General features: G+C 71.4%; 19 protein-coding genes. 6 read left to right on the top strand and 13 right to left on the bottom strand.

Going from position 1 to position 24,221, the window contains the following annotated elements; translation table 11 throughout:
• Positions 1 to 87: 87 nt before the first annotated feature.
• Positions 88 to 1,929, top strand: a complete 1,842-nt coding sequence (locus BG482_RS16810) for a bifunctional sugar phosphate isomerase/epimerase/4-hydroxyphenylpyruvate dioxygenase family protein (RefSeq protein ID WP_069769845.1) — start codon at positions 88 to 90, stop codon at positions 1,927 to 1,929.
• On the opposite strand, the gene BG482_RS16805 is transcribed toward BG482_RS16810, so the two are convergent.
• Genes BG482_RS16805 through tkt form a run of 8 tightly spaced genes read right to left on the bottom strand, consistent with a single transcriptional unit; the run spans position 1,916 to position 12,283 of the window.
• Positions 1,916 to 3,373 (bottom strand): membrane-associated oxidoreductase, encoded by a 1,458-nt coding sequence (locus tag BG482_RS16805; RefSeq protein WP_069769844.1) that lies wholly within the window; start codon positions 3,371 to 3,373, stop codon positions 1,916 to 1,918. The two genes, BG482_RS16810 and BG482_RS16805, sit on opposite strands and share 14 nt — an antisense overlap.
• A gap of 42 nt (positions 3,374 to 3,415) precedes the next feature.
• The gene (locus BG482_RS16800) at positions 3,416 to 4,003 is read right to left on the bottom strand and encodes a histidine phosphatase family protein (RefSeq protein WP_069769843.1); all 588 of its coding nucleotides are present in this window, start codon (positions 4,001 to 4,003) and stop codon (positions 3,416 to 3,418) included.
• Positions 4,004 to 4,012: 9 nt separating this feature from the next.
• Entirely contained in the window at positions 4,013 to 4,894 is an 882-nt protein-coding gene (gene gnd / locus BG482_RS16795) for a phosphogluconate dehydrogenase (NAD(+)-dependent, decarboxylating) (protein WP_069769868.1), read from the bottom strand.
• An 18-nt stretch (positions 4,895 to 4,912) separates the two neighbouring features.
• Positions 4,913 to 6,553, bottom strand: coding sequence for a glucose-6-phosphate isomerase (gene pgi, locus BG482_RS16790; RefSeq protein WP_069769842.1), 1,641 nt, complete (start codon positions 6,551 to 6,553; stop codon positions 4,913 to 4,915).
• Complete coding sequence (gene opcA, locus BG482_RS16785) at positions 6,546 to 7,481, bottom strand: glucose-6-phosphate dehydrogenase assembly protein OpcA (protein ID WP_069769841.1); 936 nt, start codon at positions 7,479 to 7,481, stop codon at positions 6,546 to 6,548. Before opcA ends, pgi begins: the two co-directional genes overlap by 8 nt.
• Positions 7,478 to 9,022, bottom strand: coding sequence for a glucose-6-phosphate dehydrogenase (zwf, locus tag BG482_RS16780; RefSeq protein ID WP_069769840.1), 1,545 nt, complete (start codon positions 9,020 to 9,022; stop codon positions 7,478 to 7,480). Before zwf ends, opcA begins: the two co-directional genes overlap by 4 nt.
• A complete protein-coding gene (tal, locus tag BG482_RS16775) occupies positions 9,019 to 10,188 on the bottom strand; it encodes a transaldolase (protein WP_069769839.1) in 1,170 nt (389 codons plus the stop codon). The genes zwf and tal overlap by 4 nt, the downstream gene beginning before the upstream one ends.
• A 19-nt stretch (positions 10,189 to 10,207) precedes the next feature.
• Positions 10,208 to 12,283 (bottom strand): transketolase, encoded by a 2,076-nt coding sequence (tkt, locus tag BG482_RS16770; RefSeq protein ID WP_069769867.1) that lies wholly within the window; start codon positions 12,281 to 12,283, stop codon positions 10,208 to 10,210.
• A 167-nt stretch (positions 12,284 to 12,450) separates the two neighbouring features.
• Between tkt and BG482_RS16765 the strand changes: the two genes are divergently transcribed.
• Positions 12,451 to 13,341: an AraC family transcriptional regulator gene (locus BG482_RS16765; RefSeq protein WP_069769838.1), complete on the top strand. Its 891-nt coding sequence runs from the start codon at positions 12,451 to 12,453 to the stop codon at positions 13,339 to 13,341.
• A gap of 107 nt (positions 13,342 to 13,448) precedes the next feature.
• On the opposite strand, the gene BG482_RS16760 is transcribed toward BG482_RS16765, so the two are convergent.
• The 3 genes from BG482_RS16760 to BG482_RS16750 all read right to left on the bottom strand — a co-directional run bounded on the left by BG482_RS16760 (position 13,449) and on the right by BG482_RS16750 (position 16,396).
• Positions 13,449 to 14,840: a glycoside hydrolase family 16 protein gene (locus tag BG482_RS16760; protein WP_069769837.1), complete on the bottom strand. Its 1,392-nt coding sequence runs from the start codon at positions 14,838 to 14,840 to the stop codon at positions 13,449 to 13,451.
• Positions 14,841 to 15,172: 332 nt separating this feature from the next.
• The gene (locus BG482_RS16755) at positions 15,173 to 15,952 is read right to left on the bottom strand and encodes an IclR family transcriptional regulator (protein WP_069769836.1); all 780 of its coding nucleotides are present in this window, start codon (positions 15,950 to 15,952) and stop codon (positions 15,173 to 15,175) included.
• Positions 15,953 to 15,970: 18 nt separating this feature from the next.
• Entirely contained in the window at positions 15,971 to 16,396 is a 426-nt protein-coding gene (locus tag BG482_RS16750; protein WP_069769866.1) for a MarR family winged helix-turn-helix transcriptional regulator, read from the bottom strand.
• A gap of 242 nt (positions 16,397 to 16,638) precedes the next feature.
• Here BG482_RS16750 and BG482_RS16745 point away from each other — a divergent pair, with 242 nt between their 5' ends.
• From BG482_RS16745 to BG482_RS16730, 4 genes are read left to right on the top strand one after another with little or no spacing between them, the layout of a single operon-like run.
• Entirely contained in the window at positions 16,639 to 17,556 is a 918-nt protein-coding gene (locus BG482_RS16745; protein ID WP_069769835.1) for an SDR family NAD(P)-dependent oxidoreductase, read from the top strand.
• A 47-nt stretch (positions 17,557 to 17,603) separates the two neighbouring features.
• Positions 17,604 to 18,479, top strand: a complete 876-nt coding sequence (locus BG482_RS16740) for an amidohydrolase family protein (protein WP_069769865.1) — start codon at positions 17,604 to 17,606, stop codon at positions 18,477 to 18,479.
• A 12-nt stretch (positions 18,480 to 18,491) separates the two neighbouring features.
• Positions 18,492 to 19,997, top strand: a complete 1,506-nt coding sequence (locus BG482_RS16735) for a long-chain fatty acid--CoA ligase (protein ID WP_069769834.1) — start codon at positions 18,492 to 18,494, stop codon at positions 19,995 to 19,997.
• Between the two features lie 37 nt (positions 19,998 to 20,034).
• A complete protein-coding gene (locus BG482_RS16730; RefSeq protein WP_069769833.1) occupies positions 20,035 to 20,490 on the top strand; it encodes a MaoC family dehydratase in 456 nt (151 codons plus the stop codon).
• 180 nt (positions 20,491 to 20,670) lie between these two features.
• Here BG482_RS16730 and BG482_RS16725 read toward each other — a convergent pair whose 3' ends face one another.
• Both BG482_RS16725 and BG482_RS16720 read right to left on the bottom strand, forming a co-directional pair.
• Entirely contained in the window at positions 20,671 to 22,338 is a 1,668-nt protein-coding gene (locus BG482_RS16725; protein ID WP_069769832.1) for a PHP domain-containing protein, read from the bottom strand.
• A gap of 20 nt (positions 22,339 to 22,358) precedes the next feature.
• Positions 22,359 to 24,209, bottom strand: coding sequence for a LamG-like jellyroll fold domain-containing protein (locus BG482_RS16720; RefSeq protein ID WP_069769831.1), 1,851 nt, complete (start codon positions 24,207 to 24,209; stop codon positions 22,359 to 22,361).
• Positions 24,210 to 24,221 lie beyond the last annotated feature (12 nt).

The following is a 24,221-nucleotide window of genomic DNA, read 5'->3' as shown; positions in this document are numbered from 1 at the left end:
GCCGGCCGCGTGCGGGCGGCGCAGCCGCAGGAAGCCTCGCCCCGCGCCCCGCAAGGGACGCGGCACAGCCCCCGAAGGAGCACGACCGTGCGTACGTCCATAGCCACCGTCTCGCTCAGCGGCACCCTCACCGAGAAGCTCACAGCCGCCGCCCGGGCCGGTTTCGACGGCGTCGAGATCTTCGAGAACGACCTGCTCGCGAGCCCTCTCGAACCTGCCGAGATCCGCGCCCGCTGCGCCGACCTCGGCCTCACCGTCGACCTGTACCAGCCGATGCGCGACGTCGAGGCCGTGCCCGCCGAGGAGTTCGCCCGCACTCTGCGCCGCGCCCGGCACAAGTTCTCGCTCATGGAGGAACTCGGCGCCGACACCGTCCTCGTCTGCTCCAGCGTCTCCCCCCTCGCCTGCGACGACGACGACCTCGCCGCCGCGCAGCTGAGCCGGCTGGCCGACCTGGCACAGGACTTCGGCGTCCGCGTCGCCTACGAGGCGCTCGCCTGGGGGCGGCACGTCAGCACCTACGACCATGCCTGGCGCATCGTCGAGACGGCCGCTCACCCCGCGCTCGGCACCTGCCTGGACAGCTTCCACATCCTGTCCCGGACCTCCGGTCCGAAGGACCTCGACGGCATCGGGGACATCCCCGGCGAGAAGATCTTCTTCCTCCAGCTGGCCGACGCCCCGCTGCTCGCCATGGACGTGCTGCAGTGGAGCCGTCACCACCGCTGCTTCCCCGGTCAGGGCGGGTTCGACGTCGCCGGCCTGGTCGGACGCGTGCTGCGCACCGGGTACGACGGCCCCCTCTCCCTGGAGGTCTTCAACGACGTCTTCCGCCAGGCCGAGGCCGGCCCGACCGCCGTGGACGCCCGTCGCTCCCTGCTGCTCCTCCAGGAGGAGGTCGGCGCCGAGATCCTGCCCGCCCCCGTGACCCCCTCCGCGGTGGCCTTCGCCGAGCTGGTCACCCAGGACGCAGAGCCCGTCGCCGCCCTGCTCGCCGCCCTGGGCTTCGCCCGCACCGCCCGCCATCGCGGCAAACCGGTCGACCTGTGGGAGCAGGGCCAGGCCCGGATCCTGGTCAACACCGGTGCGGCCGCCCTCCCGCACTCCCGGCTCCACTCGCGCGGCGGGAACCCCGTCGACGGCACCGCTCTCGCCGCGATCGGCCTGGAGTCACCGGACCCGGCCGCTGCCGCCCGCCGCGCGGAGGCGCTGCTCGCCCCGGTCCTGCCGCGCCGCCGCGCGGAAGGGGACGCCCCGCTGGACGCCGTCGCCGCCCCCGACGGCACGGAACTCTTCCTGTGCGCGACGCGGCGCCCCGGGCTGCCCGACTGGCGGGCCGACTTCGAGGACGCGCGGGACGCGCCCGCGGCGGTCGGCGACTTCCGCATCGACCACGTGGCCCTGACCCAGCCCTGGCACCACTTCGACGAGGCCGTCCTCTTCCATCGAGGCGTCCTCGGCCTCGACGCCCAGGAGAGCGTGGACGTGGCCGACCCCTACGGGCTGCTGCGCAGCCGCGCCGTGGCCAACGCCGACGGCAGCGTCCGGTTTCCGCTCACCGTCGGAGCGGCGCCCGGCGACGACACCGCGCACGCCCGGCACATAGCGCTGGCCACCGACGACGTGGTCGCCGCGGTCCGCCGTCTCGTCGAGGCCGGCGGCCGCCCGCTGCCCATCCCCGCGAACTACTACGACGACCTCGCCGCCCGCTTCGAGTTCGCCGACGGAGAGCTGGAGATCTACCGCGAGCTGGGCATCCTCTACGACCGGGACGCGCACGGCGTCTTCCGGCACTGCTACACGCGCACCGTCGGCCGCGTCTTCTTCGAACTGGTCCAGCGCGACGGCGGTTACCAGGGCTACGGCGCGGCGAACGCTCCCGTGCGGCTGGCGGCCCAGCACGCCGTCCGCCGGCCTACTGGCGGCTGACCGTCCTGGTGACGCCGGCGACGACCGTGGAGGCCAGGATCCAGCCGGTGACGATGAGGACGTACGACAGGGTCTGGTACCAGCCGGTCGGCGCGAACGCGCTCTCCTGCCCGAAGGAGATCACCGGCAGCAGCAGGTCGAGGGTGTAGAAGACCGGGCTGAACCCGGGGGCCTCGCCCGCCTTCAGCGGCGGCGGATGGTGCCCGGCGTACACGATCGAGCCGACGGCCAACAGGGACAGCAGCCAGCCGGCCGCGCGCAGCGGACGGAAACCGTAGCCCACGGCCGCGTCCTGGAGGTGGCCCCACAGCCGCCCGTACCACGGGAGCGTCCCGCGGTGACGGCGCTGCTTGGCCAGCTGCACCAGCCGGGCGGCCCGGTCGTCGCCGGTGGTGCGGTAGGCCGCGGTGAGCTGCTCGTAGGCGTGCGGGTCGAAGGCGCCGTCGTCGCGCTCCAGCATCGGCAGGCGGCGCTCGGCGGGCTCGTGCGGGGTGAGGAAGGTGTAGGTGAGATCCAGCAGACGCACCTGGTCGGGCAGCTTCTCGGGCGCCAGGTGGAGCTGGCCCGCCTCGGCGCGCCGCAGATTGAGCCGGCCCTCGATCGCCGGGCCCTCGCGCAGCCAGAGCTCGCCCATGACGCAGCTGCTCAGCCGCAGGGCGGTGCCGCCCGGGTTGGACAGGGAGGTGTGCAGCAGATCCACCCGGCCGGGGATGCGCGAGCCGCGCAGGTCGATGCGGCCCTCGGCGCGCATCCGCCGGGCCAGCAGGTTGGCGCCGACGTCGAGGGCCTCCGCCTGCAGGACGAAGCCGCCGGGGTTGCTGAGCTCGGCGTCCTCGAGGTCGACCGAGCCGGCCACGGAGGCGCCGTCGAGCCGGATCGGACCGCGGGTGCGCAGTCCTCGCGCGCACAGGTCGTCGTCGACGGAGAGCTGGTTGAGCGCGAGCACCGGCTGTGCGGGGTCGTCGGCGGTGATCTCGGCGCGGTCCACGAAGAGCGCTCCGGAGATCTGCGCCCCGCCGAGCTGCACCGGGCCGTCGATCCGGCAGCGCGTCAGTCTCAGGCTGCCGTCGATCCGGCTGCGCGCCGCCGCGAGACCGGGCAGCGCGCAGTCGCGCAGGTTCAGGTAGTTGAGGTGGGCCCCGGCCAGGCGCGGCACGGCGTCGAAGCGACAGTGGTTGAGCCGGACGACGCTGCCGACGACCGCGTACCGCAGATCCAACTGCCCGGTGATCCGGGCCCCCATGACCTTGAGGGCCGCCACTTCGCCCGGTTCGTGCGGGCCGTTGAGGAGCAGCGCACGCAACACGGCGGCGCGCACGGCCGGTTCGGGCCCGCGGTCGGGGCCCGGCCCGCCCGCGGCTCCGTCGCGGAAGTCCACGGTGGCGCCCGTGGCGAAGGCCCGCCAGACTCGTTGTTCGGCCGGTGTCAGATCGTCGATCTCCATCAGCCGCGACTCTGGCGGGCCTCTCCGAGCGGTGTCAACCGGCTATGCCCGTATGTTCCATTCGGCGATCACGGGCCGCTCGTGCTCCGTCGACAGACGGCTGACCGTGCCGGTGGCCAGTTGGAACAACCGGCCCTCGGCCGGCGGCAGGCCGAGACGCCTGGCCGTCAGCACCCGGAGGAAGTGCGAGTGGGCGACGAGGACGACGTCACCGCCGTCGAGGGCCGGGCCCACCCGGGCCAGCACCCGGTCGGCGCGCCGGCCGATCTGCTCGGGCGACTCACCGGGACGGCCCTGCGGGCCCGGCGGAACCCCGTGGGACCACAGGTCCCAGTCGGGGCGGGTGCGGTGGATGTCGACGGTGGTGACGCCCTCGTAGCCCCCGTAGTCCCACTCGTGCAGGTCGGGTTCGACGGAGAGTCCGGCGACTCCGGCGAGCTCGGCGGTGCGTATCGCCCGGTGCAGCGGGCTGGTCAGGGCGAGTGCGAAGGTCCGGCCCGAGAGGAGCGCGGCGAGGGACTTGGCCTGTTCCTCGCCGTGTTCGGTGAGCGGCAGGTCGGTGAAGCTGGTGTGCTGTCCCGACCTGCTCCACTCCGTCTCCCCGTGGCGGACCAGCAGGAGATCCCCCACGCTCCTCGCCTACTTCTTCGCCGACTCGACGGCGTGGCCGCCGAACTGGTTGCGCAGCGCCGCGATCATCTTCATCTGCGGCGAGTCGTCCTGACGGGAGGCGAACCGCGCGAAGAGGGACGCGGTGATGGCCGGCAGCGGCACGGCGTTGTCGATGGCCGCCTCGACGGTCCAGCGTCCCTCGCCGGAGTCCTCGGCGTAGCCGCGCAGCTTGTCCAGGTGGGTGTCCTCGTCGAGGGCGTTGACCGCGAGGTCCAGCAGCCAGGACCGGATGACCGTGCCCTCCTGCCAGGACCGGAAGACCTCGCGGACGTTGTCCACGGAGTCGACCTTCTCCAGCAGCTCCCAGCCCTCGGCGTACGCCTGCATCATGGCGTACTCGATGCCGTTGTGGACCATCTTCGAGAAGTGCCCGGCGCCGACCTTGCCGGCGTGGACATAACCGTAGGGGCCCTCGGGCTTGAGCGCGTCGAAGATCGGCTGCAGCCGGTCGACGTGCTCCTTCTCGCCGCCGACCATCAGCGCGTAGCCGTTCTTGAGGCCCCACACGCCGCCGGAGACACCGGCGTCGACGAAGCCGATGCCCTTGGCGCCGAGTTCCGCGGCGTGCTTCTCGTCGTCCGTCCAGCGGGAGTTGCCGCCGTCCACCACGGTGTCGCCGGCCTCCAGCAGCTCGCCGAGCTCGTCGACGACGGACTGCGTCGGGCCGCCGGCGGGGACCATCACCCAGACGGTGCGCGGCGCCTGGAGCTGTCCGACCAGTTCGGCGAGGTCCTTGACGTCGGAGAGTTCGGGGTTGCGGTCGTATCCGACGACGGTGTGGCCGGCCCGGCGGATGCGCTCGCGCATGTTGCCGCCCATCTTGCCGAGACCGATCAGACCCAGCTGCATCGATGTCATGTCAGTTCACTACTTCCTGAGTTCGCGGTAGGCGGCGACGAGGGCGGCGGTGGAGGGATCGAGACCGGGCACCTCGGCGCCCTCGGTGAGCGCGGGTTCGACGCGCTTGGCGAGGACCTTGCCGAGTTCCACGCCCCACTGGTCGAAGGAGTCGATGTCCCAGACCGCGCCCTGCACGAACACCTTGTGCTCATAGAGGGCGATGAGCTGGCCGAGGACCGACGGGGTCAGCTCCGGCGCGAGGATCGTGGTGGTGGGGTGGTCGCCCTGGAAGGTGCGGTGCGCGACCTGCTCCTCGGGCACGCCCTCCGCGCGGACCTCGTCGGCGGTCTTGCCGAAGGCGAGGGCCTGCCCCTGCGCGAACAGGTTGGCCGTCAACAGGTCGTGCTGTGCCTTGAGTTCGTCGCTGAGCTCGCCGACGGGCCGGGCGAAGCCGATCAGGTCGGCCGGGATCAGCTTCGTGCCCTGGTGGATCAACTGGTAGTACGCGTGCTGGCCGTTGGTGCCGGGCGTGCCCCACACCACCGGACCGGTCTGCCATCGCACCGGCCGGCCCTCGCGGTCCACCGACTTGCCGTTGGACTCCATGTCCAGCTGCTGGAGGTAGGCGGTGAACTTGGACAGGTAGTGGCTGTAGGGCAGCACGGCGTGCGACTGCGCGTCGAAGAAGTTGCCGTACCAGATGCCCAGCAGGCCCAGGATCACAGGCGCGTTGGACTCGGCGGGGGCGGTGCGGAAATGGTCGTCGACGATCCTGAACCCGTCGAGCAGCTCGCGGAAGCGCTCCGGGCCGATGGCGATCATCAGCGAGAGGCCGATCGCCGAGTCGAAGGAGTAGCGGCCGCCGACCCAGTCCCAGAACTCGAACATGTTGGCCGTGTCGATGCCGAAGCCGGCGACCTTCTCGGCGTTCGTGGACAGCGCGACGAAGTGCTTCGCGACGGCCTTGTCCTCCCCGTCCAGGCCGTCGAGCAGCCAGGAGCGGGCCGAGGTGGCGTTGGTGATCGTCTCGATCGTGGTGAAGGTCTTGGACGCGACGATGAACAGCGTCTCGGCCGGGTCGAGGTCCCGTACGGCCTCGTGCAGGTCGGCGCCGTCGACGTTGGACACGAAACGGAACGTCAGCTCCCGGTCCGAGTAGGCCCGCAGGGCCTCGTACGCCATGGCCGGGCCCAGGTCGGAGCCGCCGATGCCGATGTTGACGACGTTGCGGATGCGGCGGCCCGTGTGGCCGGTCCACTCACCGGAGCGGACACGCTCGGCGAAGGCGCTCATCTTGCCGAGCACGGCGTGGACCCCGGGGACGACGTTCTCGCCGTCGACCTCGACGACCGCGTCGGCCGGGGCGCGCAGCGCGGTGTGCAGGACCGCGCGGCCCTCGGTGATGTTGATCTTCCTGCCGTCGAACATGGCGTCGCGCAGTCCGAACACATCGGTGGCGGCCGCGAGTTCGTGCAGCAGGGCGAGGGTCTCGTCGGTGATCAGGTGCTTGGAGTAGTCGATGCGCAGGTCGCCGACGCGCACCACGTACCGCTGGGCGCGCTCGGGGTCCGTGGCGAACAGGTCGCGCAGATGCTCCTGCCGCTGGGCGCGGTGGTCCGCCAGGGCGGTCCACTCGGGCCGCTGGTCGAGCCGGGGGGTGTCAGACATGAGAGGGGGTCTCCTTGGTGGCCTCGCCTCGCAGGGCGACGGCGTACATCTCGTCCGCGTCGAGGCGCCTGAGCTCCTCGGCGATGAGTTCGGAGGTGGTGCGGACCTTCAGCGCGAGGGTGCGCGAAGGCTGGCCCGGCAGGGTGAGCGTGGCCAGCGGGCCCTCGGGGCGGTCGATGACGATGTCGCCGTCCGCGGTGCCCAGGCGCACGGCCGTGACGACCGGCCCGGCGGTGACGACGCGGTCGATCGTGACCTTCAGCCGCGCCTCCAGCCAGCGGGCCAGCAGCTCGGCGGCGGGGTTGTCCGCCTCGGCCTCCACCGCGCCCGAGACGATCGGCACCCGGGCCTGGTCCAGCGCAGCCGCCAGCATCGAGCGCCACGGGGTCAGCCGGGTCCAGGCGAGGTCGGTGTCGCCCGGGGCGTAGGAGCGGATCCGGGCGTCCAGGGTCGCCAGCGGGTTCTCGACGGCGTACAGGTCTGTGATCCTGCGCTGGGCCAGCGCGCCCAGCGGGTCCTTGGCGGGATTGGCCGGCGCGTCCACGGGCCACCACACGACGACGGGCGCGTCCGGCAGCAGCAGCGGCAGCACGACGGAGTCCGCGTGGTCGGACACCTCGCCGTACGTGCGCAGGACGACGGTCTCGCCGGTTCCCGCGTCGGCGCCCACCCGCACCTCGGCGTCGAGGTGGGAGTTGGTGCGGTCGCGCGGGCTGCGGGCGTGCCGCTTGATGACGACCAGGGTGCGCGAGGGGTGCTCGTGCGAGGCCTCCTCGGCCGCCTTGATCGAGTCGTAGGCGTTCTCCTCGTCCGTGACGATGACCATCGTCAGGACCATGCCCACGGCCGGTGTGCCGATCGCGCGGCGACCCTTCACCAGCGCCTTGTTGATCTTGCTTGCAGTGGTGTCGGTCAGGTCGATCTTCATGGCCTGCGCCAGCTCCGTCCGTCTCGTGCGAGCATCTCGTCGGCTTCCTCGGGTCCCCAGCTGCCCGAGGCGTACTGCGCGGGCCTGCCGTGCCGAGCCCAGTACTCCTCGATCGGGTCGAGGATCCTCCAGGACTCTTCCACTTCCTGGTGGCGCGGGAACAGGTTGGCGTCGCCGAGCAGCACGTCCAGGATGAGCCGCTCGTACGCCTCCGGGCTGGACTCCGTGAAGGACTCGCCGTAGGCGAAGTCCATCGTGACGTCCCGGATCTCCATCGACGTGCCGGGGACCTTGGAGCCGAAGCGGACCGTGATGCCCTCGTCCGGCTGGACGCGGATGACGATCGCGTTGGCCCCGAGCTCCTCGGTGGCGGTGGAGTCGAAGGGGGAGTGCGGCGCCCGCTGGAAGACGACCGCGATCTCGGTGACCCGGCGGCCGAGGCGCTTGCCGGTGCGCAGATAGAACGGGACGCCCGCCCAGCGGCGGTTGTCCACGCCCAGCTTGACGGCCGCGAAGGTGTCCGTCGTGGAGGCCGGGTCGATGCCGTCCTCCTCCAGGTAGCCGCTCACCTTCTCGCCGCCCTGCCAGGCTCCCGCGTACTGCGCCCGCACGGTGTGGCTGCCCAGGTCCTCCGGCAGCTTCACCGCCCTGAGGACCTTGAGCTTCTCCGTGAGCAGCGAGGCCGCGTCGAAGGAGGCCGGCTCCTCCATCGCGGTGAGCGCCATCAGCTGCAGCAGGTGGTTCTGGATGACGTCACGGGCCGAGCCGATGCCGTCGTAGTAGCCGGCCCGCCCGCCGATGCCGATGTCCTCGGCCATCGTGATCTGGATGTGGTCGACGTACGACCGGTTCCAGATCGGCTCGAACATCGTGTTGGCGAAGCGCAGCGCCAGGATGTTCTGGACGGTCTCCTTGCCGAGGTAGTGGTCGATGCGGAAGACCTGGTCCGGTTCGAACACGTCGTGCACGACCGCGTTCAGTTCCTGGGCGCTGGCCAGGTCGTGCCCGAACGGCTTCTCGATGACCGCACGCCGCCAGGCGCCCTTGCGCGCCTTCGCCAGCCCGTGCTTCTTGAGCTGCTCGACGACCTTGGGGAAGAACTTCGGCGGAACGGACAGGTAGAAGGCGAAATTGCCGCCCGTGCCGCGGGAGGCGTCCAGCTCCTCCACGGCGCTCTTGAGCTGCTTGAACGCGGTGTCGTCGTCGAAGTCGCCGGGGACGAACCGCATGCCCTCGGCGAGCTGCTGCCAGACCTCCTCGCGGAACGGGGTCCGGGCGTGCTCGCGCACCGCGTCATGGACGACCTGGGCGAAGTCCTGGTCCTCCCAGTCACGGCGGGCGAACCCGACGAGCGAGAAGCCCGGCGGGAGCAGACCGCGGTTGGCCAGGTCGTAGATCGCCGGCATGAGTTTCTTGCGGGACAGGTCGCCCGTCACCCCGAAGATCACCAGGCCCGAGGGGCCCGCGATGCGGGGCAGGCGCCGGTCGCGGGGGTCCCGCAGGGGGTTCTCCCAGGCCGCGCCGAGACTGCTGGTACTCATTCCGCGTCAGCTCCCTTGCTCTTCAGCGACTTCGTGACCGCGTCCAGAAGGTCCTGCCACGCCACCGTGAACTTGGCGACGCCCTCGTCCTCCAACCGGGTGACGACCTCGTCGTAGGAGACGCCGAGCGCCTCCAGCGCGGCCAGGTCGCCACGGGCCTCGGCGTAGCCGCCGGTGACCGTGTCGCCGGTGATGCCGCCGTGGTCGGCGGCGGCGTCCAGCGTGGCCTCGGGCATGGTGTTGACCGTGCCCGGCGCGACGAGCTCCTCCACGTACAGGGTGTCCCTGTAGGCAGGATCCTTCACACCGGTGGACGCCCACAGCGGACGCTGCCGGTTCGCCCCCGCCCGGGCCTGCGCCGCCCAGCGGGCGCCGGACCGCGTCGGGGCGTCGACCGGGCCGAAGACCTCCTCGTACGCCTGGTAGGCCAGTCGTGCGTTGGCGAGCGCCGCCCGCCCCTTCAGCGCGAGCGCCGCGTCGGTGCCGAGGGCCGTCAGCCGCTTGTCGACCTCCGCGTCGACACGGGACACGAAGAAGGACGCCACGGACTGGATCAGCGTCAGGTCCAGGCCCCTGGCCTGCGCCTTCTCCAGGCCCGCCAGATAGGCGTCCATGACCTCCCGGTAGCGCTCCAGGGAGAAGATCAGCGTGACGTTGACGCTGATGCCGAGGCCGACGACCTCGGTGATGGCCGGCAGTCCCGCCTTGGTCGCCGGAATCTTGATCATGACGTTGGGGCGGTCGACCAGCCAGGCGAGCTGCTTGGCCTCGGCGACGGTGGCGGCCGTGTCGTGGGCCAGCCGGGGGTCGACCTCGATGGAGACCCGGCCGTCGAGGCCGTCCGTGGCCGCGAACACGGGACGCAGCACGTCGGCCGCGGCCCGCACGTCGGCGGTCGTCAGCATCCGCACGGCCTCGTCGACCGTCACACCCCGCGCCGCGAGGTCGGCGAGCTGCTCCTCGTATCCCGCGCCGGAGCCGATGGCCGCCTGGAAGATGGACGGGTTGGTGGTCACGCCGACGACGTTGCGCGTCTCGACGAGCCGGGCGAGGTCGCCCGAGCGGATCCGCTCGCGTGACAGATCGTCCAGCCAGATGGAGACGCCTTCGTCGGACAGACGCTTGAGGGCTCCCGCGGTCGCGGTCGCTTCGGTCACTTCGATCATCTTCTTTCGTGCGGTCGGATCAACCGCGCGCGGCGGCGAGGGATTCCCTGGCCGCGGCGGCGACGTTCTCGGCGGTGAAGCCGTAGGCGGCGAACAGCGTCCCGGCGTCGGCGGAGGCGCCGAAGTGCTCCAGGGAGACGATGCGTCCCGCGTCGCCCACGAAGCGGTGCCAGGTCAGGCCGATGCCCGCCTCGACCGCCACCCGGGCCTTCACCGACGGCGGCAGCACGCTCTCGCGGTACTCCCGCGGCTGCTCGTCGAACCACTCCACGGACGGCATGGAAACCACCCGCGTGCCGACGCCCTCGGCCTCCAGGGCCTCCCGCGCCGCCACGGCGAGCTGCACCTCGGAGCCGGTGGCGACGATCACGACGTCGGGCGTCCCGGACGAGGAGTCCTGCAGAACGTAACCGCCCTTCGCCGCATCGGGGTTGGGCGCGTACGTCGGCACCCCCTGCCGGGTGAGGACCAGTCCGTGCGGGGCCGGCCGGGTCGCGTGCCGCTTGAGGATCTCGCCCCAGGCGATCGCGGTCTCGTTGGCGTCGGCCGGGCGGACCACGTTCAGGCCCGGGACGGCGCGCAGCGACGCGAGGTGCTCGACCGGCTGGTGGGTCGGACCGTCCTCGCCGAGGCCGATGGAGTCGTGCGTCCACACGTACGTCACCGGCAGCTGCATCAGCGCCGACATGCGCACGGCGTTGCGCATGTAGTCGGAGAACACCAGGAACGTGCCGCCGTAGATGCGGGTGTTGCCGTGCAGGGCGATGCCGTTCATCTCCGCGGCCATCGAGAACTCACGGATGCCGAAGTGCACGGTACGGCCGTACGGGCTCGCCTCCGGCAGCGGGTTGCCCTCCGGGAGGAACGACGACGTCTTGTCGATCGTCGTGTTGTTGGAGCCGGCGAGGTCGGCGGAACCGCCCCACAGCTCGGGGATCACCGCGCCGAGCGCCTGGAGCACCTTGCCGGACGCGGCACGCGTGGCGACGGACTTGCCGGGCTCGAACACCGCGAGCGCGTCCTGCCAGCCCTCGGGGAGCTGCCCGGCCACCACCCGGTCGAAGAGCCGGGCCCGCTCCGGGTCCGTGCCGCGCCACGCGTCGAGCTGCTTGTCCCAGGCGGCGTGCGCCTCGGCGCCCCGGTCCAGGGCCGCACGGGTGTGGGCGAGGACGTCGTCGGAGACCTGGAAGGTGCGCTCCGGGTCGAAACCGAGGACGCGCTTGGTGGCGGCGACCTCGTCCGCGCCGAGGGCCGAGCCGTGCGCGGCCCCGGTGCCCCGCGCGTTGGGCGCGGGCCAGGCGATGATCGTGCGCAGCGAGATGATCGAGGGGCGCCCGGTCTCGGCCTGCGCCGCCGTCAGGGCCGCGTGCAGGGCCGGGACGTCGACGTCGCCGTCCTCGGCAGGCTCGACGCGCTGGGTGTGCCATCCGTAGGCCGCGTAGCGTCCCAGCACGTCCTCGGAGAACGCGGTGGCGGTGTCGCCCTCGATGGAGATGTGGTTGTCGTCGTAGACGAGGACCAGGTTGCCGAGCTTCTGATGGCCCGCCAGGGAGGACGCCTCGGCGGAGACGCCCTCCTGGAGGTCGCCGTCGGAGACGATGCCCCAGATGGTGTGGTCGAAAGGCGACTCGCCCGCGGGGGAGTCCGGGTCGAACAGGCCACGCTCGAAGCGGGCCGCCATCGCCATGCCCACGGCGTTGGCGACGCCCTGGCCCAGCGGGCCGGTGGTCGTCTCGACGCCGGCGGTGTGCCCGTACTCGGGGTGTCCGGGCGTCTTCGAGCCGTGGGTGCGGAAGCGCTTGAGGTCGTCGAGCTCCAGCTCGTAGCCGGAGAGGTACAGCTGGGTGTAGAGCGTCAGCGAGGTGTGGCCGGGGGACAGGACGAAGCGGTCGCGTCCGGTCCACTCGGGATCCGCGGGGTCGTGCCGCATCATCTTCTGAAAGATCGTGTAGGCGACCGGTGCCAGGCTCATCGCGGTCCCGGGGTGGCCGTTGCCCACCTGCTGCACGGCATCCGCAGCCAGTAGACGCGCCGTGTCGACGGCGCGCCGGTCGATGTCGGTCCACTCGAAGCTGTTCGGGGTCTGCGTGCTCATCTTCAAGAAATCCTCGATCGGAGCGGTCAGCTGGTCCTGTGTGTTCAAACTTAAAAGTCTGACTTTTACGGTGGAAGGTCTCCCTGTGTCAGCCTGTGGTGAAAGTGGGACACCGCCGCACGCCATATGAGCGGGGCGGGGCGGCAAGTGGGCGATACGAGAAGGACATGGTGGACACACGTACCCAAGACGGCGCCGGTGAGGGCATCAGGACCTTTCCTTTCCCCGTCGAGCACAGCGTCGGCGGCGTCGGCATGCAGATCGGGCCGATGGGCGTCGGACGCACCTGGCACACGGATGCCCCGCTGGACCGGGTCCACCGCATCGACTTCCACGTGGTGATGCTCTTCGACGGCGGTCCGGTCCGCCACATGATCGATTTCGCCGAGCACGAGGCGTCGGCCGGGGACCTGCTGTGGATCCGTCCGGGCCAGGTCCACCGCTTCTCGACGTCGAGCGAGTACCGCGGAACGGTCCTGACCATGCAGCCCGGTTTCCTGCCCCGCACCACCGTCGAGGCCACCGGCCTGTACCGCTACGACCTGCCGCCGCGGCTGCGTCCCGACCCGGCACAACTCGCGGGTCTGCGCGCGGCTCTGGCGTATCTGCGCGGGGAGTACGACGACCGCGCCCTGCCCCCGAGTCTGCACACGGCCGTGCTGCGGCACTCCCTGAGCGCCTTCCTGCTGCGGCTGGCGCACCTCGCGGCCAGCGGCGAGGACGCGGAGCGCAGGCAGGCCGACACCACCTTCACGCTCTTCCGGGACGCCGTGGAGCGGGACTTCGCCGCCAACCACAGCGTCAGCGCCTACGCCGACGCCCTCGGCTACTCCCGCCGCACGCTCGTGCGCGCGGTCCGCGCGGCCACCGGCGAGACGCCGAAGGGCTTCATCGACAAACGGGTCGTCCTGGAGGCGAAGCGGCTGCTGGCCCACACGGACCTGCCGATCGGCCGGGTGGGCGCCGCGGTCGGCTTCCCCGACGCGGCGAACTTCTCCAAGTTCTTCCAACTGCACACGGGGCACACCCCGGTGGCCTTCCGCGCGGAACTGCGCTGAGGCCGGCCGGGGTGTGCCCCGTGTGCGTGTGCCTATGCCTGTGTGTGGGCGCGGGCGTCAGGTGAGGTAGGGCCCGTGCCCGGACGGCGGCCTTCGCCGCGGGCCGGTCAGTGGCCGAAGGAGAACCAGTTGACGTTGACGAAGTCCGCCGGCTGTCCGCTGGTGAACGTCAGATACACGTCGTGGGTGCCGGTGACGGCGCCGATGTTCGCCGGGATCGTCCGCCAGGACTGCCAGCCGCCGGTGTTGCCCACGGCGAAGCTGCCGATCGGCGCGGCGCTGCGGCTGTCGAGGCGCACCTCGACCAGTCCGCTGACCCCGCCGGCCGCCCCGCCGGCGACCCGCGCGTTGAACTGGGTGGCCGCCGAGGAGCCGAATTTCACGCCCTTGTACAGCGCCCAGTCACCGTTCGCCAGGGCGCCGATGTTCTGGCCGCCGCCGGAGTCGGTCGTCGTCTCGGTGATCGTCCCCGACTGGCTGTCGTAGGACTCCGCCTGGATCGTGCCGTAGGCGTCGCGGCTGCCGGACGGCGGAGGCGTGGTACCGCTCCCACCGCCTGCGGCCTGGAGCACCTGCACGTAGTCGACCACCATCGGGTGCCCGGGCTGGGTGTCGCCGTCCAGGCCGCCGCCGAAGGCGTCCGGGAAGGCGCCGCCCATCGCGACGTTCAGGATGACGAAGTAGCCGTGGTTCGTCGCGTTGTTCCACGTCGTCGCGTCGACCTGGTTGGCGGTGACGGTGTGGTAGTTGACGCCGTCGACGTAGAAGCGGATCGCCTCCGGGGACACCGAGCGGTCCCACTCCGTCGCGTACGTGTGGAAGCCGGACTGGCAGGTGGTGTTCGGGCACGCGACGGAGTTGCCGATGCCGGTGGTCTCGTTGCACGGGCCCCCGGGATTGGTGCCGCAGTGCATCGTGGCCCACACCTTGTTCAGGCCCTGGACGTTCTCCATGACGTCCAGCTCGCCGACGCCGGGCCAGTTCTGGTAGTTGCCCCGGTAGGGCGCGCCGAGCGCCCAGAACGCGGGCCAGTAGCCCTCGGCGGCGGTGCCCGTCACGTTCGGCATCTGCAGCCGCGCCTCGATGCGCAACTTGCCGCCGGCCGGGGGCTGGAAGTCGGTGCGCCTGGTCTCGATGCGACCCGAGGTCCAGCGGCCGGCGGAGTCGCGCAGCGGGGTGATGCGCAGGTTGCCGTTGCCGTCGAGCGAGACGTTGCCGGTGCTGTTCGTCATCGTCTCGACCTCGCCGGTGCCCCAGTTGGCGGGTCCGCCCGGATATGAAGTCCCGGTGCTGTACTGCCAGTTGGTGGCGTCGACGCCGGTGCCGGCCGGTCCGGTGAAGTCGTCGAGGAAGACCTGCGACCACCCGGTCGGCGGGGTGGGCGCGGAGGCGTTCGCGGGCAGCGTGACGGCCGCCGCCGCGGCGGCGGCCAGCCCCAGCGTGCTGAGGACGGCGATCAGGGCCCGTCGCCTTCTGGGGATGCCGGAGGTTGCACTCATGGGGGGCCTCTCGGGTACGGGGTGGGGTGCGCGGGTGCCTTCAAGAGCGCTTCGAGAGCGCTTCAAGACCACTTTGAGAGCACTCTGAGAGCGCTCTCAAAGTGGGCCCAATGTGCTCCCCGTCACTGAGGCCGTCAAGACTTAAAGCAAGGAAAGTGCTTTCGGGGCAGGGAAGTTCAGGGCTTGAACCGCCCAAACGCGTCAAAGCGGCCGTGCGCGTGCGCGTGCGGGTGTGCGTGCGGGTGTGCGTCCTGCGGTGGCTCCGGGCCGGCGCCGGGAGCCGCGGCCGGCCGCGCGGGGCCTCGTCGACGTGGAGGCCCGCGACGGCCGGCTCATTCCCCTCGGCTCTCCGGGCGCCAGCCCAGCGCCCGTGAGATGCCCCGGGCGGCGAGCCGGACCGCCGGCGTCAGCGTCGGGACCTGTGCGTCGGCGTACGGAACGACGACCGAGACGGCCGCGGCCACCGCACCGTCCGGCCCGCGTACCGGAGCGGCCACCGACAGGGCGTCGTCGGTGACCTGACGGCTGCTCACCGCCACCCCGCTGCGCCGCACTTCGGCCAGAGCCCGGCGCAGCCGTACCGGATCGGTGATGGTGTGGGAGGTGTACGCGGTCAACGGCTGTGCGCAGTAGGCCTCTTGCGCCTCGGACCCGCAGTGCGCCAGCAGTGCCAGCCCCACGCCGGTGACGTGCAGGGGCCAGCGGGCGCCCACCCGGATGTGCACCCCGACGGCCGAACGTCCGGACAGCCACTCGGTGTAGACGACCTCGGAGCCGTCCCGCACGGCCAACTGCACGTTCTCGTGCGTGGCCTCGTACAGGTCCTCCAGGAAGGGCAGCGCCACCTGCCGCAGTGCGAGGCCGCGCGGCGCCAGCGCCGCGACCTCCCACAGGCGCAGCCCCACGTGGTAGACGCCGGAAGCGTCCCGCTCCAGGGCTCCCCACTCGGTCAGCGCGCCCACCAGCCGGTGCGCGGTGGTGAGGCTCAGCCCGGCGCGCCGGCTGATGTCGCTGAGGGTCAGCGCGGCATGCGCGTGGTCGAACGCGGCGAGCACCGACAGCAGCCGGTCGGGCGCGGAACGGGAGGGTGCGGCAAGGGCGTCCCGGTCCATCAGCTCCTCCTCACGGCATCAGGCCATCGCGTCCCCCGCGATCCGCAGCAGCAGTGCGTGCAGCGTCTCGCGTTCGGCGTCGCCGAGGGGGTTCAGCAGCTCGTTCGTCACCCGCAGGCCCGCCTCGTCGGTGCCGCGCAGGAAGGCGCGGCCCTGCTCGGTGAGGACGACGATCCGGCTGCGCCGGTCGTCCGGGGCGGGCCGGCGTTCGGCGAAGCCCAGCTTCTCCAGGTCGTCGACCAGGCCGACGATCGCGCTGGGGTCGTAGCCGAGCCGGGCGCTGAGCTCGCGCTGGAGGGCGCCCTCGGAGGTGGCCAGGAAACGCAGCACCGCGTAGTGGCGCAGCCGCAGCCCCGACTCCTGGAGGAACGTGTTGAACAACTGACCCGAGCGCAGCCCCAGGCGGTAGAGCAGGTAGCCCGTGTCCGCGTGCAGTCCGCGCATCCACGGCTCGTCCACGTCGATCGGGGCGGCGTTCACGGCGTTGTCCTGGCGGGCGATGGCGGGCTCCCTGGGCTAGGTCCCCTGTCGGGGGCGTCTCTCCGTACAGATTGCAGCATGGCGCACCCGAAGGTCGAGAACAACTATTGACGACGACAATTATTGCTCATAGCTTCGATCTCGACGTCGCGGTCCGAGCGACGCGACGCCGCACCCATGTGACACCCATGTGAAGGGACACCGTCGTGCCCAGCATCGATCTCACCGGAAAGGTCGCCGTCGTCACCGGCAGCGGCCGGGGCCTCGGCCTCGCCTACGCCCGTGCCCTGGTCGCCCACGGCGCCGCCGTGGTCGTCAACGACGTCGACGAGACGGTCGCCGAGCAGGCCGTGAAGTCCCTCGTCGAGGCCGGTGGCAGGGCCGTCGCCGAGGTGGTCCCGGTCGGCACGACCGAGGCCGCCGAGCGGCTGGTGAACCGTGCCGTGCAGGAGTTCGGCCGGCTCGACGTCCTGGTCACCAACGCGGGCATCCTGCGGGACAAGGTGCTGTGGAAGATGACCGACGACGACTTCGACGCGGTGATCGCCACCCATCTCAAGGGCACGTTCACCTGCGCCCGCGCCGCCGCCGTGCGGATGCGCGAGCAGGGCGAGGGCGGCACGCTGATCCTCGTCGGCTCCCCGGCCGGCCAGCGCGGCAACTTCGGCCAGACGAACTACGCCGCCGCCAAGGCCGGCATCGCCGCCTTCGCCCGCACCTGGTCCATGGAACTGGGCCGCGCGGGCATCACCGTCAACGCGATCGTGCCGGTGGCCGCCACCGCCATGACCGAGACGATCCCCGCCTTCGCCCCGTACGTCGAGGCGCTGAAGAACGGCGAGCCGTTCCCGGACTTCCTGCGCAAGGGCGAGGGCTTCGGCACCCCCGAGGACTGCGCGGCCCTGGTGCCCTTCCTGGCCTCCGAGGCGGCCCGGGGCATCACCGGCCAGGCCATCGGCATCGGCGGCGACAAGGTGGCACTCTGGTCGCATCCGCAGGAGATCCGCGCGGCCTACGCCGACGGCGGCTGGACGCCGGAGAGCCTGGCCGACGCCTTCCCCACCTCGGTCGGCGCCGAGCTCCAGACGGTCGGCATCCCGGCCCCCAAGTTCCCGGAGGCGTGATGGACCCCGCCACGACCCCCACCGGCACCCCTTCCGGGAGTTCCCCGATGGACGTCGCCGAACTGGTCGCGATCGACGTGCACACCCACGCGGAGGTGTCCTCCAAGGGCCACTCCTCGCTGGACGACGACCTGCACGACGCCTCCTCCGCCTACTTCAAGGTCGAGGGGAAGAGGAAGCCGACCCTGGAGGAGACGGCCCGGTACTACCGGGAGCGGAGGATGGCCGCCGTGATCTTCACGGTGGACGCCGAGTCCGCGACCGGCACCGCGCCGGTCCCCAACGAGGAGGTCGCCGAGGCGGCCGCCGCCAACGCCGACGTCCTCATCCCCTTCGCCTCCATCGACCCCTTCCGGGGGAAGGCGGGCGTGAAGCAGGCCCGCCGCCTGGTCGAGGAGTACGGGGTGAAGGGCTTCAAGTTCCACCCCAGCATCCAGGGCTTCTTCCCCAACGACCGCTCGGTCGCGTACGACCTGTACGAGGTGATCGAGGAGACGGGCACCATCGCCCTGTTCCACACCGGCCAGACCGGCATCGGCGCGGGCGTACCGGGCGGCGGCGGGATCAGGCTCAAGTACTCCAACCCGCTGCACGTGGACGACGTGGCGGCCGACTTCCCGCACCTCAAGATCATCCTGGCGCATCCGTCCTTCCCCTGGCAGGACGAGGCCCTCGCCGTCGCCACGCACAAGCCGGGCGTGCACATCGACCTGTCCGGCTGGTCGCCGAAGTACTTCCCGCCGCAGCTCGTGCAGTACGCGAACACGCTGCTCAAGGACAAGGTGCTCTTCGGCTCCGACTTCCCCGTCCTCACCCCCGACCGCTGGCTCGCCGACTTCGACAAGCTGACGATCAAGGACGAGGTGAAGCCGAAGATCCTCAAGGAGAACGCCGCCCGGCTGCTCGGGCTGACCACACCGTAAGGGGCGTGGAAGATGCGCAACGAGGGACTGGGGTCCTGGCCCGCACGCCGGGCCCGCAAGACCCCGCACCGCACGGCCCTGGTCCACGGTGAGCAGTCGACGGACTACCGCACGCTGCACACCCGCACCACGCGCCTGGCGCACGCGCTGCGCGACCGGGGCGTGCGGCGCGGCGACCGCATCGCCTATCTCGGCCCCAACCACCCCGCCTACCTGGAGACCCTGTTCGCCGCCGGCACGCTCGGCGCGGTGTTCGTCCCCCTCAACACCCGCCTCGCCGGCCCCGAGATCGCCTACCAGCTGGCCGACTCCGGGGCCAAGGCGCTCGTCTACGGCCCCTCCCACGCGGGACTGGTCGCCGGACTCCCCGGGAACACGGACGTCCGGACGTACGTCGAGGTCGGCGCCGAGTACGAGGAGGCGCTCGGCGAGGCCTCCGACGAGCCGATCGACACCCCGGTCACCCCCGACGACACCTGCATCATCATGTACACGTCGGGGACGACCGGCCGCCCCAAAGGGGCCATGCTCACGCACGGCAACCTCACCTGGAACGCGGTCAACGTCCTCGTCGACACCGATCTGATCGCCGACGAACGCGCACTGGTCTCCGCGCCGTTGTTCCACACGGCCGGCCTGAACATGCTGACGCTGCCGGTGCTCCTCAAGGGCGGCCGCTGCGTCCTGGTCGAGGCCTTCGACCCGGCGGCCACCTTCGACCTGATCGAGCGGCACCGGATCACCTTCATGTTCGGGGTGCCGACGATGTTCGAGCAGGTGGCCCGCCATCCGCGCTGGCCGGACGCGGACCTGTCGTCGCTGCGGATCCTGACCTGCGGCGGCTCCCCGGTGTCGACGCCGCTGATCGCCGCCTACCAGGAACGCGGACTCACCTTCCTGCAGGGCTACGGCATGACCGAGGCGTCGCCCGGCACGCTGTTCCTGGACGCCGAGCACGCGATCAGCAAGGCGGGCTCGGCCGGCGTCCCGCACTTCTTCAGCGACGTGCGCGTCCTGCTCCCCGATCTCACCCCGGCCGACGTGGGCGAGACCGGCGAGGTCGTCGTCCGCGGACCGCACGTCATGCCCGGCTACTGGGGGCTGCCCGAGGAGACGGCCGCCTCGTTCGTCGACGGCTGGTTCCGCAGCGGCGACGCGGCCCGGGTCGACGAGGACGGCTACGTGCACATCGTCGACCGCATCAAAGACATGATCATCTCCGGCGGGGAGAACATCTACCCCGCCGAGATCGAGGACCTGCTCCTCACCCACCCCGACGTCGTGGAGTGCGCGGTCATCGGCGTGTCCGACGACAAGTGGGGCGAGGTGCCGCGCGCCGTGATCGTGCCCCGCGAGGGCGCCTCGCTCGACCCCGACGACGTGCTGGCCTCGCTGGCCGGACGGCTCGCCAAGTACAAGATCCCCAAGTCGGTGGTGGTGGCGGACGAACTTCCGCGCACCGCCTCCGGAAAGCTGCTGAAGTCCCGGGTGCGCTCCCGGTTCGGCACCGACTCCTGACCAACTCTTCTGTGAACTCTTCTGTGAGGAACGGCATATGAGCATCACCGTCAACGGACTGGACGAGCTGAAGAAGCTCGCCGGCGGCGACCTGGGCGCCAGCGAGTGGATCGAGGTCACGCAGGAGCGCATCGACACGTTCGCCGACGCGACCGGCGACCACCAGTGGATCCACGTGGACCCGCAGAAGGCCGCGGAGGGCCCCTTCGGCGCCCCCATCGCCCACGGCTACCTCACGCTGTCCCTGTTCATCCCGCTGTTCACCGAACTGCTGGATGTGCAGGGCGTCACCACGAAGGTCAACTACGGCCTGAACAAGGTCCGTTTCCCCTCGCCGGTCAAGGTCGGCTCACGGATCCGCCTGGTCGCCCGGCTGGCCGAGGTCGAGGACGTGCCGGGCGGGGTGCAGATCACCGTCGACGGACGAATCGAGATCGAGGGCGGCGCGAAGCCCGCGGCGGTGCTGCAGAGCCTGTCGCGCTTCTACGCGTGAGCCGACCGCCGACCGCCGACGCGCACTAGCTCCGTAGCTCCGTAGCTCCGTAGCTCCGTAGTGCAGTGGCTCCGTGGTGCCGCGACGCCCTGGCGGTTCGGACCAGCCGACGTCGTCGGGGGAGCCGTGCGACCGTCGTGGCCGGTCGCACGGCTCCCTCACGGTTCCTCTCGGGGTGCCTCAGTCGACGACGTCCACGAAGACCGGGTTGGAGTAGAACCAGGTGTCGGCCCACGGGTCGCCGTTGCCCGGCTCGTGCGGAACGGGGCCGTGCGGGTCGACGGACGCGCCCAGGTAACCGGTTCCGTTGCGGTTGCCGTCGCTGCCGCGCAGCCGGACGTAGAAGGACTCGTGGCCCACGGTGAGCGGGACGCGCAGGGTGTAGGTCCCCTTGCGGCCGCTCACGTCGGACGTGCGCACCACCCGCGTGTCAGGGGCCCGCCAGGCGTCCCGGTCGGACACCGGGCCGCGCACCGCGCCCCGGATCACGTCCACATGGGCCAACTCCGGAAGGATTCCCTGGGGGTTGGGGCGCGAGGCACTGGTCACGATGATGTCGAGGGTGAGCCTCTCGCCCCTGCGCACCCGCAGCCGGCCGCCGAGGGTGACCCCGCGCCCGCCGCTGTGCTCGCGCCGCAGCCGGACCTCCAGGCCGTCCAGCAGATGCCCGTGGTCCAGCCAGACCCGCCCCTCGCGCAGACCCGTCATCACCGCGCGGTAGCCGTACCGGGTCACGCCCACATGGGTGCGGCTGAACTGACCCGGCCAGAAGTCGCTGCCCGGCTGCGGTGTGCCGGTGTTCACCGGGTCCGGCAGCTTGCCGGTGGTGTCGAAGTTCTGCCCGGCCGGCCAGTCGCCGTTCTTCCAGGTGTCGAAGACCGTCCGGTGGTTGTCGGAATTGGTCGTGATCGAGAACAGCCGGCCCTCGGCCAGCATCGAGTCCCACAGGCCGCCCACGGTCGCGGTCGCCCAGTCGAAGCCGCCGTACGTGAGATAGGCGTCCGCCGGGTAGCCCGCCCAGGACTGGGCCGACGGCTTGTTCTCGTACTCGCCGCGGATGGACGTGGCGCCGCGCCAGCCGGGGAGCGCCGCCCCCTGGGCGCCCGGCGCGCCCTCCATGCCGATCATGATCTCGGGGGCCGCGTCGCGCCAGGCGCGCATCTCGTGCGGCGAGTCGATGCCCAGGCGGAGGGGGTGGTTGGCCAGGACGAGGACGTCGTCGACGTAGCCGGTGCGGCGCTGCTCGGCCAGCCACTTGATCGCCTTGACGGCATGGGCCTCGTTGCGGGCGGTGTCGGCCGCGCCCGCGGACCCCTCGGTGTATCCGAGCAGTTTGCCGTCGTAGGCGAGCTCGAACTTCGTGAGCAGGTCGGCCTCGTGCGGACCGGGTGCCGCGAACACCGTGCAGTGCTCGGCGGCCGGGATGTACCACTCCAGGCCCTGGAAGATCAGCTGACGCGGGTTCTCGGCCCGGGCCTCGAGGATCTCCTTGTGCTCCAGCGCGGCGCCGAACGAGGCGTGCCCGAAGTTGGAGTGTTCGTTGAACACCATCCAGTCCAGTCCGTACCGGGCGGCGGCCCGGGCCTGCTGGGAGAACGTGTACTTCGCGTCGTGGCTGTACACGGAGTGCACATGGTGGTCGCCGACGAGATAGGCGAGACGCGGGTCCTCGCCGCCGTGGCCCCGGCCGGTGGCGGCGACGGCCGGGGCGGCCGCGCCGCCCAGCGCGAAGGCCGCGCCGAACAGGCCTGCTCGGCGCATGAGTTGACGTCTCGACACGCCCTGCGGGTCGAGGTCGGCGGGGGAGACCGCCGGATCGGCCCAGTCGGGCAGCTGCTGCTCGGTCATGATGTTCCTCGTGCCGCGGTTCAGTGGTTCATGAAGGACGTCACGGGCAGCGCCCGTTCGACGATGCGCACGTCGCCGAGGCGGCCGTGCAGGATCTGGTCGATCCGGCCGCCGTACTCGTAGCCGCCGAGCAGCCAGGGCAGTCCGACGGAGGCGATGCCGACGGCCGCCGCCTTCGGGTTGCGCACGACCGGGCAGCCCTCGACGTACAGCGTGGTGTGCCGGCCGTCGTTGACGACCGCGACGTGCCGCCAGGTCTCCAGCGGTGTCTCCTGACCCCAGTTGGTGGCGATGCCCTCCTGGTTCAGCGGGCGCATCGCCCACTGCGGTTCGCGGTCGTCGGACAGGGAGAGGGTGGCGAGCGGTTCGTCCGGGTCGTCGCCGGTCCTGCCCGCGGCGCCGCCCGTGCCGGTCCGGCCGACCAGCCCCGACCAGGCGTGGTGCGCGGGGTCCCAGTCGGCGGGGAGACGGTAGAACGCCTCGATGGTGTAACCGTTCCTGAACGTGGTCGAGTTGAGCGGGGCCTTGTCGACCGTGCGCAGATACGCGCCCTTCAGCGGGGACTTGTAGCCCTGGAACTCCAGACTGCCGTGCCCGGGCTGGTCGGGGTGGTGGTCGGACGACCAGTTCAGCGCCCCGCCGCCCACGGCGACGACCGTGAGGTCGTTGCCGTGTCCGGACAGGTCCCGTACGGTGCCGCCGACCGCCGTTCCGTCGTCGTGGCCGTCGAAGCGCCAGTAGGCGACCGTGTCGCGTACCAGGACCTTCGCGGTGGGCCGCGGGGCACGCGCGGGGACCGGGTCGAAGCCGGCGAAACGTGCGGCGAAGTCGACGTCGACCGTGAACCGGTCGGCTTCGCCGCTCAGTTCGCTCTCCTGCCGCTCCAGCTCGTTGAGCCCGTGCGCGGCCCGGCCGAGGATCCACGGGGAGACGGTCTCCACGTCGATGACGTCGCGGTCGAGGTCGAAGCGGTAGAGGCGGATCATCGCGGCGCCGCCGAAGTAGCGGTTCTGGTAGTTCGTCAGATGCAGATGGACCTCATGGCCGGCCGCGTTCTTGCGCGTCGCCCGGCCCGCGGGCCAGTAGTGGCCGTTGAGGGTGAGGAAGATCTGGTCGTGGCCGGCGATCAGCCGGTCCCAGAGCTGCTGTCCGTACGCGGAGAGGGCGTCGTCCTCGACGACGAGTTCGTGCGTGGTCAGGACGACGGGGGTTCTGGGGTGCCGGGCCAGGACGTCGGCTGCCCAGGCGTAGCCCTGGTCCGACAGCCGCCAGTCCAGCGCCAGCACCATCCACTCCCGCCCGGCCGCCCGGAACAGGTGGAAGGTGTTGTAGCCGTCGGGGGAGGCCCCGCCGAACGTGGGCTTCCCCCGGAAGCGCCGCGGGCCGAAGACGCCCAGGTACGGGGTCGCACCCCGCTGGTCGGTCGTCGAGGACTTCACGTCGTGGTTGCCCGCGAGGACGCTGTAGCCGACCCCGCGCCGGTCGAGCAGTCCGAACGCCTCGCCGACGGCGTCGACCTCGTCCTTCGCCCCGTTCTGCGTCAGGTCGCCCAGGTGGGACAGGAAGACGATGTTCTCGTCCTTCCCGTGTGCCAGGAGGTAGCGCAGGGACGCCTCGACGGGCGCCCTGTCGATGCTCGGACCGTCGAAGAGGTACTGCGTGTCGGGCATGACGGCGAGCGTGAAGCGGCGGCTCTCGGGGTCGGGACGCCAGGGGGCGTGGGCCGGCCCGACGGCGGCCTCGGCGCCGGCCGGCAGCGCGAGGCCGGCCGAGGCGGCGGCTCCGAGCAGGGCCGTGGCCCGCAGGAAGCCGCGTCTTCCGGCGCCGGCCTGCGCGGCCTCGCCCTGATCCTGGGCATGCGAAGTACACACGTGTTGCTCCGT

The organism is Streptomyces sp. LUP30, assembly GCF_001746365.1.
GTDB lineage: Bacteria > Actinomycetota > Actinomycetes > Streptomycetales > Streptomycetaceae > Streptomyces.
This window is presented reverse-complemented; position numbering and strand designations above follow the sequence as displayed.

What these genes read in the sequence shown, in the direction of transcription:
- BG482_RS16805 (WP_069769844.1), bottom strand. Translation starts at nt 3,373, where the DNA reads ATGGAGATCGACGATCTGACACCGGCCGAACAACGAGTCTGGCGGGCC.
- gnd (WP_069769868.1), bottom strand. Translation starts at nt 4,894, where the DNA reads ATGCAGCTGGGTCTGATCGGTCTCGGCAAGATGGGCGGCAACATGCGC.
- pgi (WP_069769842.1), bottom strand. Translation starts at nt 6,553, where the DNA reads ATGTCTGACACCCCCCGGCTCGACCAGCGGCCCGAGTGGACCGCCCTG.
- opcA (WP_069769841.1), bottom strand. Translation starts at nt 7,481, where the DNA reads ATGAAGATCGACCTGACCGACACCACTGCAAGCAAGATCAACAAGGCG.
- zwf (WP_069769840.1), bottom strand. Translation starts at nt 9,022, where the DNA reads ATGAGTACCAGCAGTCTCGGCGCGGCCTGGGAGAACCCCCTGCGGGAC.
- tal (WP_069769839.1), bottom strand. Translation starts at nt 10,188, where the DNA reads ATGATCGAAGTGACCGAAGCGACCGCGACCGCGGGAGCCCTCAAGCGT.
- tkt (WP_069769867.1), bottom strand. Translation starts at nt 12,283, where the DNA reads ATGAGCACGCAGACCCCGAACAGCTTCGAGTGGACCGACATCGACCGG.
- BG482_RS16765 (WP_069769838.1), top strand. Translation starts at nt 12,451, where the DNA reads ATGGTGGACACACGTACCCAAGACGGCGCCGGTGAGGGCATCAGGACC.
- BG482_RS16760 (WP_069769837.1), bottom strand. Translation starts at nt 14,840, where the DNA reads ATGAGTGCAACCTCCGGCATCCCCAGAAGGCGACGGGCCCTGATCGCC.
- BG482_RS16755 (WP_069769836.1), bottom strand. Translation starts at nt 15,952, where the DNA reads ATGGACCGGGACGCCCTTGCCGCACCCTCCCGTTCCGCGCCCGACCGG.
- BG482_RS16750 (WP_069769866.1), bottom strand. Translation starts at nt 16,396, where the DNA reads ATGCGCGGACTGCACGCGGACACGGGCTACCTGCTCTACCGCCTGGGG.
- BG482_RS16740 (WP_069769865.1), top strand. Translation starts at nt 17,604, where the DNA reads ATGGACGTCGCCGAACTGGTCGCGATCGACGTGCACACCCACGCGGAG.
- BG482_RS16735 (WP_069769834.1), top strand. Translation starts at nt 18,492, where the DNA reads ATGCGCAACGAGGGACTGGGGTCCTGGCCCGCACGCCGGGCCCGCAAG.
- BG482_RS16730 (WP_069769833.1), top strand. Translation starts at nt 20,035, where the DNA reads ATGAGCATCACCGTCAACGGACTGGACGAGCTGAAGAAGCTCGCCGGC.
- BG482_RS16725 (WP_069769832.1), bottom strand. Translation starts at nt 22,338, where the DNA reads ATGACCGAGCAGCAGCTGCCCGACTGGGCCGATCCGGCGGTCTCCCCC.